Here is a 14114-nt window from a genome sequence, read left to right as displayed (position 1 = left end):
CGGTCTGCTGGCCACATATGGATCCCCTGTACCGTTCTGGGCACACACGTTCCATGCGGCAGGGGAGATCATGACGACTGACACCGATGCCCCCGAGGCGGACATCGGCGTTCCGGCCGAGACCCCGCGCCGCCTGCGCCTGATGCCGCCGCGAACGGCGCTGCCGCACCTGGCGCTGGGGATGGTCTTCCTGGCCGGCTACTGCGCGATCTCGATAGTCCGGTACACCCACTTCGCCTCGATGTCCTGGGACACCGCGATCTTCGTCCAGGAGGTCAGGGACTACGCCCACTTCCAGGCGCCGATCGTCACCATAAAAGGCGTCGGCTACAACATCCTCGGTGACCACTTCAGCCCGGTCCTGGCACTGCTGGCTCCCTTCTACCGGATCTTCCCCTCCCCCGTCACCCTGCTCGTCGCCCAGGCAGCGCTGTTCGCGGGCTCGGTCGCGATCGTCTCGGACACCGCGGCGAAGGTGACCACCCGGGCCAAGGGGCTGTGCGTGGGCATCGCCTACGGGCTGTCCTGGGGGGTGCAGCGGGCGGTCGACTTCGACTTCCACGAGATCGCCTTCGGCGTGCCGCTGCTCGCCATGGTGCTGCGCAACATCGTGCTGAAGCGCTGGTACCCGGCCGCGTTCTGGGCGCTGCCGCTGGTGCTGGTCAAGGAGGACATGGGGCTCACCGTCTCGGCGATCGGCATCGTGCTGGTGCTGCTGCGGCAGCGGCTGATCGGCGCGCTGCTCACGGTCTACGGCGCGGCGATGCTGCTGATCACCGTCTACCTGGTGATCCCGCATTTCAACCCGACCGGACAGTACGACTACATGTCCAAGCTGCCCGGCAACTCCCCCACCCACGAGCTGCTCACCGCGCCGTTCGGGCTGCTGCACAGCCTGATCTCGCCGGACGTGAAGCTGCACACCCTGGGCTATCTGCTCGCGATCACCGGCTTCCTCGCGCTGCGCTCGCCGCTGGTGCTGATCGCTCTGCCGACCCTGCTGTGGCGGTTCACCTCGTCCAACGACGCGTACTGGGGCATGGACTGGCACTACAGCGCGGTGCTGATGCCGATCCTCTTCCTGGCCCTGGTGGACGCGGTCCAGCGGTCGGAGGCCGGCCCGTGGGAGTGGCTGCGCGCCTACGCCGGCCGGGCCGTCGTCCCGGCCGTGACCGGGATCGCGGCGGCGCTGTGCATCACCATGAACCTCCCGGCCGCCAATGTGCTGTCCCCGTCCACCTATGCGTCCAGCGACCGGATCACCATGCTGCAGCGGGCCTCGGCGACGGTCCCGGACGGGGTGACGGTCGAGGCCAATGTCACGCTGATGGCCCATCTGGCCGGGCGCACGCAGCTGTACTGGATCGGCGGCGACAAGACCTCGCCGCCGCAGTACATGGCCCTGGACATGTCGTACGGCTGGTCGCCCAGCGCGCCGACCGACGTGCCCGGGTACGCGGAGGGGCTGCACCCGGGCACGGTCTACCAGACGGTCTTCGCCGAGCAGCAGTTCTACGTGCTGAAGCTGGTCAGCGGCTGAGTCCTGGTCCCGGCCGGTGGGAACTCACTCGAAGTCCCTGGCCGCGCTGAGCTCATAGGCACGGTCGGGGTCGGACAGCACCGCCAGCACCTCGAAGCGACGGTGCCACTGACCCGCCGCCCAGGCCAGCCCGGCGGCCAGGCCCTCCGGGGTGGCCGCGTGCAGGGCGCCGTGCGGCACGGGGGCGGCGAACTCGTCCGGCTCCTCCTCGTCCCCGGACTCGCCGCCCTCGCCGTCCGCCTGGGCCGGCCGGGGCGCGGGGCTGTCCGCGTCCCAGCGCCAGTCCACCGCCGCGTCCTGTCCGTCCGGGCCGACGACCAGCAGCTCCTCGTGCTCCTCGTAGACCTCGGGGCAGCCCGGCAGCAGTTCCTTGACCTCCTCGGGGACCCGGTGCACGGTGCCCTCGCTGAGCACCCGGCCGCCGGCCACCTCGCTGGCCAGCGAGACGTGCAGCCGCTCGCCCAGGGCGGCGGCCAGCGCCGGGGCGACGGTGATCAGCGGGAAGTCGTCCAGCAGCTGGACCAGGTCGGGGGCGTCGGCGATGACGGCCTCGGTGACGTCCACGATGACCGTGCCCTCGGGACGGCGGAGGGTGTCCGGCTCCATCGGGGGCAGCGCGCGGACCTCCTCGGGCAGGGCGATCCGGCTCAGCTCGACCGAGGCCAGCGCGGTGTAGAGGCCGTGCAGCTGACGGTGCGACACCTCGCTGTCCGGGTCGGTCATCCGGTACAGCACCTCGTCGGGCCCCTCGGTCTCGGCGAGCAGCGCGGTCAGGGTGGTGCGCACCCCGAGGGCATGCAGGAAGACCTCGTCCAGGCGGGTGCGGGCCTCCTCGTAGAGGCCGCGCAGCAGCGGGTCCGCGCCGGCGGCGCGCAGCCCGGCCGGTCGGCGGCCGTCCAGCACCGGGTGGTCGCGCAGCCACCAGGCCGCGTACGGCGGCACCTGGGCGGTGCGGCCGTCCGGGAGCAGCAGTCGGACCGGCGTCACCACGGCGTCGCGCAGCGGCGGGGCGGCGAGCATGGCCAGGGCCTGCGGCCAGGCGTCGTCGGCGACCAGGTCGAGGTCACGGACGGCGAGCAGTTCGGCGGCGACGGGCGGGACCTCGGGGCCGTCCGACTGATCCTTGGTCAGCTGCTCGGCGGCCTCCTCGGCCCAGTCGGCGAATCCGTCCGGGGCCTCGTCCAGCAGTCCGCTCGGCTCGCCGCCGGCGGCGCGGTCGGCGGGGGCGGTCGGGTCGAGGCGCTCCAGGTCGTCCGGGTCGAGCACGACCTCCTCCGCGCGGACCAGCCCCAGGACGTGGCCGACGCCCACCGCGCGCAGCACCTCGGGGCCCCAGCGCTCCAGCCACTCGTCGTCGAGGAACACGGCGTCGTCCTCGTCCACGATCGCGGCCAGCGGGCTGCCCGGCAGCACCAGCTCACCGGCGGCCACCAGCTCGCCCTCGTCGTCCGGAAGCGCGAGGTGCGCGAGCCACGGGTACGCGCCCTCGGCCAGGTCCCCGGCCTGGACGGCGGCCCGGACGATGCGCAGCACGGCCTCGGCGACGTCCTCCGCCTCGTCCTGGTCGTCCAGGTCGGCCGAGCGGCGGACGGCGGCCTGCAGCTCGGCGCTCTCCAGCAGGCCGATCGGGCTCGCCGTCCCGGCGCCCAGCTTCTCCAGCAGCGGATGCGCGGCCTCAGGATGGGCCAGCCGCAGGCCGAGCAGCGCCAGGTCCTCGGCCGGGATGGCCGAGCCTTCGGGCAGGTCGACGGGGACCAGCACCCGGCGCGGCCCGGTGACCATCCGGCCGTCGGCGAGCGGGACCGGCAACGCGCCCAGAGTCTCCGCGGCGGCGCCGCCGGATCCGCTGCCGGCCAGCGCACCGTAGAGGTTGCGCCACCAGGCGGGCTCCTTCTCCAGGTTGGCGAGCTGGTCCACGGTCTCGGCCAGGGCGACCCGGCGCACCCCGAGGGTACGGAGCTCCTGGCGCCGCTCCAGCCCCGCGGGCAGCAGCCCCGGCAGGACGTCGGCGAGAGCGCGGACGGTTCCGGCGTCCGCGCCCTCCAGCACGACCGCGTCGCGCGGACGGAGAGCGGTGCCTTCGCCTTCCCCTACCGGCGGCAGGAACGGAACCTCCGGCAGGTGGTCCAGCACGGCACGGCGCAGCCGCGCGTCCAGCTCGCCCTGGCCCAGCGGGCCGGGGACCAGGTCGAGCGAGGACAGGTCGGCGCCGCGCTCGCGCAGCAGCGAGGCGTAGACCTCGCCGGCCCGGGCGACCAGGAAGTCGGTGAGCGCCCCCGGCGCGATGTGACGGCGCGTCGAGTCCAGCGGGAAGGAGGCGATCAGCAGCGCGGGGATGCCCAGCGGCTCGTCCGTCGGCGTCGGCGCGTGCACGACCGGTGCGGTGCCCGGGCGCTGCGGGCGCCCGTCCGCATCCACCGGTACGGCCCAGGTCAGCGACCAGTGCGGGCGGTGCCGTTCCTCGACGGTGCGGTCCTGGAGCAGTTCGGCGGCCAGCTCGCCGCCGGCCGAGGCCACCTGCCAGCGGCTCTCCCCCGCCTCGCCCGCGACGACGACCATCGCCGGGCCGCCCTCCTCATTGACCGGAGGCAGTTCGCGACGGGTCAGCGTCCTGGTACCGGCCTCCGTCTCGACGACCACCTCGACCAGACCGCCGAGCGTCAGCAGCAGGGCGTCGTCGATCTCGTCCAGCAGCCGGCGGGTCAGATCGGTGGCGGCGGAGTCGCGCAGCGGCAGCACCACCACGGTCTCGTACCCGTCCGGCGGGGTGCCCTGGGCGGGCAGCGGCAGCCGCAGCAGCGGGACGTGCCCGTCCCTGCGGCGCAGTTCCTGGGTCAGCTCGGCGCGCTCCTCGACCAGGGCCCTGGCCTCGCCCAGCGACCAGCGCACGCCGCCGGGACGGCTCAGCACCGCAGGCTCGTCCGACACCGCGAGGACGGCGGCGAACCCGACGCCGAACCGTCCCACCTGCGATTCCTGCTCACGCTTGGACGAGGCCCGGAGCGTGGACAGCGACTCGACGCCCTGCGGGTCCAGCGGCGCACCGGTGTTGGCGGCACAGAGCACGCCGTCGCGCAGCGCCAGCCGCAGCCGCCCGGGCACGCCGGCCCGCGCCGCCGCGTCGGCGGCGTTCTGGGCCAGCTCGACGACCAGCCGGTCCCGGTAACCGCCGAGGGCGAGCTCCTCCTCGGCGTTGGCGTCCTCCCGGAACCGCGCCGGCGACGCCGTCCACGCCTCCAGCACCCGCCGCCGCAGCTGCGCCGTCCCGAACCCGTCGGCCACGCCGCCGCCGGCCGTGTCTCCTACGATCCGCGTATCCATGGCCGTCGTCTCCCCGCTCTCACCGCCCCCACCCGTTGGCGAGGCCGAAGCCGTACGGGTCGGTCAACCTGTACGCGGGCATTCTGCCTGTTTCCACCGACATCGTCAGGCGGGGGCCGGGTGTGCGGGCGGTTCGGGGAGGCGGGGCGGCGCTGCTTGCGGGGCGGCAGCTGCGGGTGGCTTACATGGCACCACCGTTGCCGCCCACCGCCGCCCGTGGCTTGTTGCTGTAGCTCGCTCCGCTCGCGGCGACAGGAGCGGGAGGGTGCAGGCGGGGCGCCGTTGCCGGGCGGCGGGCCGCCGCCTCCCGGACGCGGGGCCGGTAGGTGGCTTACATGGCGCCACCGTTGCCGCCCTCCGCCATCCGTGGCTTGTTGCTGTAGCTCGCTCCGCTCGCGGCGACAAGGCCGGGGAGGGGTGCGGGCGGGGCGGTTGGTGGCGGGGCGTGCAGAAACGTTCCTGCCGAGGCGTTGGCCGGTTTTGGGGTCACTCCCTATACATTCGGGTCACTCGTCCGACGCCTCCTGCCCGCAATGTCCGGATTGGGCGTCGAATGAGTGACCCAAAAGCATGGGCAGTGACCCGAAAAGCCCGGCCCGAGGCGGAACCGGGGTCACTTTCGGGACAAGGTGTCACTTGATCATGCCGCAATGCCCCATTTGCCCCGGTCTTGGCGTACCAAAAGTGCCCCGGTGTCCCAAAAGTGACCCCGGTTCGCCCGAAGCCTTGCCGCAGAACCGTTTCTGTACGCCCCACCCACGACCCCAGCCCGGGAACGGCGCCCGGCCCCGACCTGGCTCCCCGGCTGCAGTTGGCCCGCGAGCGGAGCGAGCAACAGCAACAAGCCACGGACGGCGGAGGGCGGCAACGGTGGCGCCATGTAAGCCACCCACAGCTGCCGCCAGGGCAATTGCGCCGCTCCGCCTCCCCCGCCGTGCCTCCCGTCCCGGCTGTTGCCCTGCTGTAACGGCTGATGGACGATGCAGGGATCTTCTGGTGGCAGGCTGGTTGCTATCACCACCACCGTTCCCAAGGGGGAACCTGCCATGTCCACTCGTGTCCGCATCGCCGTCATCGCCGCCGTCCTGCTGACCGCCGCCGTGACCGGCTGCACCGTGCTGCTTCCGACGGCCGCGCATGCGGCGGAGGCCACCCGGGTGGCGCACAGCAGCAGCTCGGACGGGACCAACGCGGGCGTGCTGGCGTGGGGCGCGGCGGCGTTCATCGGCACCGGCGTGGTGCTGATGATCGGCATCAGCCGCCACGGCCGACACCGTCACTGACGCCGCTTCAGACTGGGCGGCCTACAGACCTGCGTAGGAGTGGACCCCGTTGATGCTCCATCCCCCGGGGGACAACCCCCGGACCCCGGGCCTACAGACCGGCGTAGGAGTGCACCCCGTTGATGAAGATGCTGACGCCGTAGGCGTTGATCAGGTAGCAGCTGAAGGCGATCAGGGCCAGTACCGCGGCCTTGCGGCCCTTCCAGCCGGCCGTCGCCCGCGCGTGCAGGTAGCAGGCGTAGACGACCCAGGTGATGAAGGCCCAGGTCTCGGTCGGGTCCCACTGCCAGTAGTGGCCCCAGGCCGACTCCGCCCAGATCGCCCCGGCGACGATGGTGAAGGTCCACAGCGGGAAGACGATGGCGTTGATGCGGTAGGACAGCTTGTCGAGGCTGGCCGCCGACGGCATCCGCTCGCAGATGTCCGACCAGCGGCCGCCCTTGGTGCGGCCCTCGGCCCGGGCGACCTCGTAGAAGTCCTTGCAGATGTACATCCCGGAGGTGATCGCGCCCGCGTACAGCGCGCCGCCGCAGATCATCGCGCCGGAGACGTGGATCCACAGCCAGTACGAGTGCAGCGCCGGGACCAGCTGCTCGGAGGCGGCGTAGAGGGCGGTGACGGCGACGCCGAGGCCGGTCAGCACGCCCAGCATCAGCGGCAGGCCGAGCCAGCGGACGTCGCGCCCGGAGTACAGCAGGCCCAGGAACAGCATCACCGCGACCAGCGTCATCGCGCAGGTGAACTCGTACAGGTTGCCCCACGGCGGACGGCCCGCCGAGAGCCCCCGCGCGACGACGCCGCCGAGTTGCAGCAGCGCGGCGAGGGTGGTGAGGCTGACCGCGATCCGGCCGAGCCGGTCGGCCTGCTCGTCGCCGCCCGACGCACCCGCGCCCTCGACCGGCGGGGCGGAGTCGCCCTTCGCCACGATGTCGACCTTGCCGGCCTTGGCGGCGACGGTGCGGGTCAGCGTGGTGGTTCCACCGCCGGCCTTGGCGACGCTGACCGAGACCTTGGGCGCCGCCGTGTCGGCGGCAGCCTCGGCCTCCGCCATCGCGGTGGCGACGGACGCCCCGGGACGTGCGGCGAGCGCCGCCGACTGGCGGGCGACCCGGCTGCGGCCGCCGAAAGTCCACTCGGCCGTGTAGGCGAGGAAGGCGCAGAGGTACACCGCCATCGCCGAGTAGATGAGGACGTTGGAGATATGGGCGAGGCTGCTGTTGACGGACTGTGCCGCTGCGAGGTTCATCGCGCTCAGCGTTCCTTGGAGAGGGAGGTGGCGGTCAGTTCAGGATCTTCTGCTGACGGATCGTCGTCTTCGTCGCCGGCGCGTTGGTCGTCGGCGCGTCGGTCGTCGTCGCCTTCGCCGTCCCGGTCGGCCGGCGCGGAGTCCTGGAGGGCCAGGGCCACTTCGGCCAACTCGTCGGCGATGCGCGAGGACTCGTTGCGGGCCAGCCCGGCCAGTTCGACGGTGGTCACCCCGTCCGCACCGGTCACCGCGCGCACCCAGATCCGGCGGCGCTGGACGAACAGCGAGCCGATCAGTCCGAGGATCGCCAGCGCCGAGCTGACCAGCGCGGATCCGGTGCCCGGGTTGTGCGCCACGGTGAAGTTGGCCCACTGCTTGAGGCCGGTCATGGTGATCGTGCCGCCGTCCGGCAGCTTCATGCCCTGACCCGGGTGCAGCTGGGCCTTCCAGAGGTTGGTGCTGTCCAGCTTGAGCTGCTTCATGGCGGTGGTGTCGAGCTCGTAGACGCTCTGCGCGTTGCCCGTGTCCATGCCCAGGTCGCCCTGGAAGCCGGTGATGAACAGACCGGGGTTGTTCGCGGCCGGGAAGGTCGACCTCGGGCCGAGGACGGAGTCGATCTCCGCGGTGGGGGCGAAGATGCCGCTGAAGCCGAGCTGGGTCTTCTTGCCATCCTTGCCGACATAGCCGTCGGTGACCTTGATGGTGCACAGGGAGGTCACATTGGCGTCCTGCGGCAGGCAGGGCGTCGCGCCGTTGAAGATGACCTCGCCCTTGGCGTTGGTCACCTGTATCACCGGGGCGAAGCCGTGCGCGGTCAGGTAGACGTTGTCGCCGCCCACCTGGAGCGGGTGGTTGACGGAGGCCGTGCCGGAGGTCTTCTTGCCGTCCGCGCCCAGCCAGTAGGAGAGCCTGGCGTCGAAGTTGATGGCCTGTCCGCGCCCGCTGCCGCTGGTCTGGAAGCTGGCGTCGAAGCCGTCCAGGGTGAAGCCGAAGGGCGCGAGGCTGTCCGCGGTGTAGAGGCTGCTGGGCTCGAAGTCGTCGTACTGGGTGACGTTGTTGCTGAAGGTGCCGCCCTCCACGACGATCACCGTGCCCTGTCCTCCGGCCAGTTTGGTGACCGCGAAGGCGATCAGCATCGCCACCAGCGAGATATGGAACAGCAGATTGCCGAACTCGCGCAGGTAGCCCTTCTCCGAACTGATCGCGTCGCCCGCGGCCGAGGTCCGGAACCGGCGCTTGCGCAGCACCCCGTGCGCCGCAGTGAGGACGGTGTCGGCGTCCGCGCTGCTGCGCCAGGTCGCGTACACCGGCAACCGGACCAGGTGCCGCGGCGCCGCCGGCGGCCTGGCCCGCAGCACACCGACGAACTGCCAGGTGCGCGGGATGATGCAGCCCACCAGGGAGACGAACAGCAGGATGTAGATCGCCGAGAACCAGAACGAGCTGTAGACGTGGAACATCCCCAGCTCGTTGAAGAGCGACACCCAGGACTTGTGCTTCGCCTGCCACGCCTGGACCTTCGACGGCGAGGCGGCGGTCTGCGGGATCAGCGAGCCGGGGACGGCGGCGAGCGACAGCAGGAACAGCAGGATCAGGGCGACCCGCATGGACGTCAGCTGGCGCCAGGTCCACCGCAGCCAGCCCAGCACGCCTATGCCGACGACCTCGGCCTCGGGCTGGTCCTGCTCGGCGACGGGCGCGCTGCTGAGCCGTCCGGCGGCGGACAGTTCGTCGCGCTCGTCGGCGGCTCGTTCGTCGGCCGCTCGTCCGTCGGCGGCTTCTCGATCGTCGGTCATGAGTCAGATTCCCGTGGTGAAGTCGGAGGTCCAGTAGCGCAGCTGGCCGACCAGCTGATCCCACGCCCCCGTGACCAGGAGGATGCCGACCACGACGAGCATTCCGCCACCGATCCGCATCACCCACTGGTAGTTCTTCTTGATCCACCCGAACGCGCCGAGCGCCCGCCGGAAGGCGATCGCCGCGACGATGAACGGCAGGCCGAGGCCGATGCAGTACACCGCCATGAGCAGTGCGCCGCGGCTCGCGCTGGCCTGGTTCATCGACAGGGCGTTCACGGCGGTGAGGGTCGGCCCCAGGCAGGGCGTCCAGCCGACCCCGAAGACGATCCCCAGCATCGGCGCGCCCAGCAGTCCGACGATCGGCTTGCGATGGCTGCGCAGCTCACGCTGGCTGAAGCCGGGCAGGAAGCCCATGAAGGCCAGGCCCATGGCGATGGTGAGCACCCCGGACACCTCGGAGATCACCCGCTGGTGGGCCAGCAGGCGGTTGCCGAAGAAGCCGAACAGCGCGCCCCCGGAGACGAAGACCGCAGTGAAGCCCAGGATGAACAGCACCGCCCCGAGCACGACCCGTCCGCGGCGCCTGCCCTCGGCGCTCGCCAGGTCCACCGCGGAGAAGCCGGTCACATAGGAGAGGTAGCCGGGCACCAGCGGCAGCACGCAGGGCGAGAAGAAGGAGACCAGCCCGCCGAGCAGGGCCACCGGGACGGCCAGTACCAGCGCCCCGGAGACCTGGCCGCTGATGTCCGCGAGCAGTACCGGCGCGGCGCCGCTCACGACTTCTCCGCGAGTACCGGTGCCAGCATCTGCGTCAGCTGCCCGCTGCTGAGCGGGAGCAGCGCGCGGGCGGCGACCCGGCCCTGACGGTCCAGGATGATCGTGGTGGGGATGGTCTGCGGGTTGAGCGTGCCGGCCGGGAACTTCAGCAGCAGGTCACCGGCCGGGTCGTAGAGGCTCGGGTAGGTGATGTTGTGGTCGGCGACGAAGGCCTTGGGCTGCGCGGTCTGCAGGTCGCGGGTGTCGATGCCGACGAACTGCACGCCCTTGTCCTTGTCGGCGGTGTACACCGTCTCCAGGCCGTCCGCCTCGGCCCGGCAGGGAGAGCACCAGGAGCCCCAGACATTGAGGACGACGATCTTGCCCCGGTAGTCGGAGAGGCTGAGCTGGCTGCCGTTCAGGTCCTTGCCGGAGATGCTGATCGGCGCTCCCCGGTCCTTGACCGCCACCGTGCTCGTCTCGCCGGTTCCCTTGACGAAGTTCGTACCGGCGCTGTCACTCGACCCCGATGAGGTCGAGCAACCGGCCAGAGCAAGGGCCGACGCGGCCGCGAGGGCGGCGATCAGCGTGCGAGCGGAGCTGTGGCGGAGCGGACGGGAACGCATGTGAAGAGTTTCGCATGGGTGTTTTGAGCGGGTTCACCGACCCCGGCGACGGGTCGCGGCAGGCCTCCTGACCTGCCGCGACGCCATGTTCTGTCAACCCGTCAGACAATCTTTCGGACGCTAGGCGCCGAAGCTCTTGGCGACCGGGGCGTCGCCGAAGCGGGTCTTGGCGGTGAGGTGGGTCGGCAGTAGGTCCCTGGCCGGCTCGCTGTAGCCGATGGAGACGATCTTGTCCCCGTGGTACGTGAAGCTGGTGAGGCTCGCCAGCGAGCACTGCCGCTTGCGCGGGTCGTGCCACAGCCGCCGGTGCTCGGCGAAGCTGCGGGTGATCCAGATCGGCAGCTGGTGGCTGACGCACACGGCCTCGTGCCCGCGCGCGGCGTCCCTGGCCGCGTTCAACGCGCCCATCATCCGGACCACCTGCTCGATGTACGGCTCACCCCAGGACGGGCGGAACGGGTTGGTCAGGTACTTCCAGTACTGGGGGTTGCGCAGCGAGCCGTCGCCGACGCCGAAGGTCTTGCCCTCGAAGACGTTGGCCGCCTCGATCAGCCGCTCGTCGGCCGCGACGGCCAGCCCGTGGGCCGCACCGATCGGAGCCGCCGTCTCCTGCGCCCGCTCCAGCGGGGAGGCGACCACATGCGTGATGTCGCGCCCGCTGAGATGGTCGGCCACCCGGTCCGCCATCTTCCGCCCCAGCTCGGAGAGGTGGTAGTCCGGCAGCCGCCCGTAGAGCACGCCCTCCGGGTTGTGCACCTCACCATGCCGCATGAGGTGGACGACGGTGGTCTCAGCACTACTCACCTGTACTGCTCCTCTATGTCGAAACCTAGCGTCAGTATCGCCCCGTCAGGGGCGCGGGGAACTGCGCGGCCAACCATCCACCGACCCGCACCCCGCAGCAAACCCGCAACCCCCGCACACCTACCCGGCCTGCGCCGCCGCGCGCGCCGCCGCCGGCAACGCCTCAGCGATCCGCCCGACCGCCCCCGCATCGTGCGCGGCCGAGACAAACCAGGACTCGAACGCCGACGGCGGCAAATACACCCCGTTCGCCAGCATCGACTGGAAGAACGCCGTGAACCGGAACGACTCCTGCCGCCGCGCCTCGTCGTAGTTGGTCACCACGTCGTCCGTGAAGAACACCGAGAACATATTTCCGGCCTTCTGCACCCGGTGCGCGACGCCCTCCTTGCTCAGAGCCTCGCCGACAAGACCGGAGATCTCCTCCGCGACCCGGTCCACCGTCGCGTACACCGCGTCGGTGCAGCCGCGCAGCTGGGCCAGGCCCGCGGCGGTGGCGACCGGGTTACCGGAGAGCGTGCCCGCCTGGTAGACCGGTCCGGCCGGGGCCAGCATCGCCATCACATCAGCGCGTCCGCCGAACGCGGCCGCCGGGAACCCGCCGCCCATCACCTTGCCGAAGGTCATCAGGTCCGGGACGGTGTCCGGGCCCCAGCCCTCCCTCGCGGACTCGTAGCCGTACCAGCCGGAGCGGGAGACCCGGAAACCGGTCATCACCTCGTCGGAGACGAACAGCGCGCCGTCCTCGCGGCAGAGCCGCGCCAGGCCGGCGTTGAAGCCCGGGAGCGGCGGGACGACGCCCATGTTGCCGGGCGAGGCCTCGGTGATGACGCAGGCGATCTCACCGGGGTGCGCGGCGAACGCGGCCCGTACCGCGTCCAGGTCGTTGTAGGGGAGCACGATGGTGTCGGCCGCGGTGGCGCCGGTGACCCCGGGGGTGTCCGGCAGCGCGAAGGTGGCCAGGCCGGAGCCGGCCGCCGCCAGCAGGGCATCCACATGGCCGTGGTAGCAGCCGGCGAACTTCACGATCTTGGTACGCCCGGTGAAACCGCGGGCCAGCCGGATCGCCGACATGGTCGCCTCGGTGCCCGAGGACACCAGCCGGACCTGCTCGACCGGAGTGACCCTGGTCACAATCTCCTCGGCCAGCTCGACCTCGCCCCGACCGGGCGTACCGAACGAAGTACCGCGCGAGACGGCCGCCTGTACGGCCTCGATGACCTCGGGGTGGGCATGGCCGAGGATCATGGGACCCCAGGAGCAGACCAGGTCGACGTACTCCCTGCCGTCCGCGTCGGTGAGGTAGGGGCCACGGCCGGAGACCATGAACCGGGGCGTACCGCCGACCGCGCGGAATGCCCTGACCGGGGAGTTGACGCCGCCGGGGGTCACCGCGGAGGCGCGATCGAACAGCTTCTGGGACTCGGGGGCTTCGTAGGGGTAGCTCACAGAGGACATGGTCTCAAATCCCCATCTTCTCCAAACCGCAGCCTGTCCTTCGGCATGTCCCGGCCGATCATCTGGGACGATGATCGTGCCGCAGTGCACACGCGTCTGCCGACAGAACTCGGCGGACAGTGCCACTTTCGGGGAGGGCGGACTGTCACACGCCCGTTGCCTGTTGGCAAAACGATGACTGCCAGTAAGGATGGTGCCGTGTCGGAGGCGCGCGAGGGGTCCGAGGGTCCGGCGAGGGCTTCGCGCAGGCGTCGCGGGGGCAGTGGTAGCGGTAACAGCGGTGGCAGCAACAGAGGCGGTGGCGGTGTGGGGGTGACCTACAAGTACTTCGGCGCACCCGACCGCGCCACCGCCGCACGGGTTCCGACCGCCCTGGGCCGGGACGGCCTCGGCCTGGACGCCGGCGAGCTCGGCACTCTGGGCCGCCTCGGCGAGCTCTTCGGCGCGGAGGGCCGCGACGGCGACGAGACCTTCAGCGGCGGTCTCTCCACCAAGATCAAGCCGGAGACCATGAGCGCCATGGTCCTCACCGGCATCAAGGGCATCCCGCTGGCCAACGTCCCACCGCTGGAGCTGGTCGTGCTCCACCCCGACTACGCCGTCTTCCAGCTCCCCCACACCGTCGTCGAACCCCTCCGCAAGGCCGACGAGGCCGAGCTCGGCACCGCCGCCTTCATCTGGTCCACCGTCCCCGACCGCCGCGGCCCCCGCGACGCCTTCGTGATCTACCAGATGCTCCACGAGTGGCACGACTTCGCCAACCGCCTCCACGACGCCGGCCACCAGCTCTACTGCCTGATGTGGCCCTGACCGGCGGGTTTACCCTCTTGGCCGGCCTAACTCAGCGACGACGTCAACGCCAACTGCCAGATATCCAGCTGGCACGTTGAGGGCACACTAGAAAATGTCCAGGTAGCTCCGTCGCGCGCCGGAGACATCGGATCGCCCCGTACGGCTCGTGACCAACGGGAGACGCGGCTCAGCCGGACGGGTTTGGGCCTGCCCTCAGGGCGCTTGCGGACTCGATCAAGCCGGAACGTTCCAGTTGATCGAGCACCTCAGCGAAGGTTCCGGGCGGATTCCGTCGTGCGGCGGCGATCTGCTGGACGCACGAATACACGACGCGGTCATCCATCCCGATGAGGTCCATGACGAACTCGTCGGGAGACTTCGCTTCGATGTCCCATTCGTGCGCCACGAGGCGCTACTTGACCGTGCGGGGGTGGGAGACCGCCGCCGTGGCCTTGTCGCAGCAAGGCCACGAAGCTGAGGACAGCCTGA

At 71.1% G+C, this 14114-nt stretch carries 11 protein-coding genes; 3 read left to right on the top strand and 8 right to left on the bottom strand.

The window, feature by feature from the left end:
- Window positions 1-70 precede the first annotated feature (70 nt).
- Window positions 71-1540 (top strand): DUF2079 domain-containing protein, encoded by a 1470-nt coding sequence (locus ABH941_RS11095; RefSeq protein WP_370128727.1) that lies wholly within the window; start codon window positions 71-73, stop codon window positions 1538-1540.
- A gap of 24 nt (window positions 1541-1564) precedes the next feature.
- Here the strand turns inward: ABH941_RS11095 and ABH941_RS11090 are convergent, their stop codons facing one another.
- Window positions 1565-4861, bottom strand: coding sequence for a sacsin N-terminal ATP-binding-like domain-containing protein (locus ABH941_RS11090; protein WP_370128726.1), 3297 nt, complete (start codon window positions 4859-4861; stop codon window positions 1565-1567).
- Between the two features lie 1046 nt (window positions 4862-5907).
- Between ABH941_RS11090 and ABH941_RS11085 the strand changes: the two genes are divergently transcribed.
- Entirely contained in the window at window positions 5908-6144 is a 237-nt protein-coding gene (locus ABH941_RS11085; RefSeq protein WP_370128724.1) for a hypothetical protein, read from the top strand.
- 91 nt (window positions 6145-6235) lie between these two features.
- Here the strand turns inward: ABH941_RS11085 and ccsB are convergent, their stop codons facing one another.
- From ccsB to hemL, 6 genes are all read right to left on the bottom strand, one after another.
- Window positions 6236-7390, bottom strand: a complete 1155-nt coding sequence (gene ccsB, locus ABH941_RS11080) for a c-type cytochrome biogenesis protein CcsB (protein WP_370128722.1) — start codon at window positions 7388-7390, stop codon at window positions 6236-6238.
- Between the two features lie 5 nt (window positions 7391-7395).
- Window positions 7396-9186 carry a cytochrome c biogenesis protein ResB gene (locus ABH941_RS11075; protein ID WP_370128720.1) on the bottom strand — a complete coding sequence of 597 codons (1791 nt, stop codon included), beginning with the start codon at window positions 9184-9186 and terminating at the stop codon, window positions 7396-7398.
- Between the two features lie 3 nt (window positions 9187-9189).
- Window positions 9190-9966 carry a cytochrome c biogenesis CcdA family protein gene (locus ABH941_RS11070; RefSeq protein ID WP_370128718.1) on the bottom strand — a complete coding sequence of 259 codons (777 nt, stop codon included), beginning with the start codon at window positions 9964-9966 and terminating at the stop codon, window positions 9190-9192.
- Window positions 9963-10571, bottom strand: coding sequence for a TlpA family protein disulfide reductase (locus ABH941_RS11065; protein WP_370128717.1), 609 nt, complete (start codon window positions 10569-10571; stop codon window positions 9963-9965). The genes ABH941_RS11070 and ABH941_RS11065 overlap by 4 nt, the downstream gene beginning before the upstream one ends.
- Before the next feature lie 120 nt (window positions 10572-10691).
- On the bottom strand, window positions 10692-11342 hold the full coding sequence (locus tag ABH941_RS11060) for a histidine phosphatase family protein (protein WP_370129046.1): 651 nt from the start codon (window positions 11340-11342) through the stop codon (window positions 10692-10694).
- Window positions 11343-11495: 153 nt separating this feature from the next.
- The gene (gene hemL, locus ABH941_RS11055) at window positions 11496-12833 is read right to left on the bottom strand and encodes a glutamate-1-semialdehyde 2,1-aminomutase (protein WP_370128715.1); all 1338 of its coding nucleotides are present in this window, start codon (window positions 12831-12833) and stop codon (window positions 11496-11498) included.
- Between the two features lie 312 nt (window positions 12834-13145).
- Here hemL and ABH941_RS11050 point away from each other — a divergent pair, with 312 nt between their 5' ends.
- On the top strand, window positions 13146-13643 hold the full coding sequence (locus ABH941_RS11050) for a hypothetical protein (RefSeq protein WP_084715161.1): 498 nt from the start codon (window positions 13146-13148) through the stop codon (window positions 13641-13643).
- 169 nt (window positions 13644-13812) lie between these two features.
- Here the strand turns inward: ABH941_RS11050 and ABH941_RS11045 are convergent, their stop codons facing one another.
- Window positions 13813-14031: a hypothetical protein gene (locus ABH941_RS11045; protein ID WP_370128712.1), complete on the bottom strand. Its 219-nt coding sequence runs from the start codon at window positions 14029-14031 to the stop codon at window positions 13813-13815.
- Window positions 14032-14114: the final 83 nt, after the last annotated feature.

This window comes from Streptacidiphilus sp. EB103A (assembly GCF_041261405.1).
In the GTDB taxonomy this organism is placed as follows: Bacteria; Actinomycetota; Actinomycetes; order Streptomycetales; family Streptomycetaceae; genus Streptacidiphilus.
This window is presented reverse-complemented; position numbering and strand designations above follow the sequence as displayed.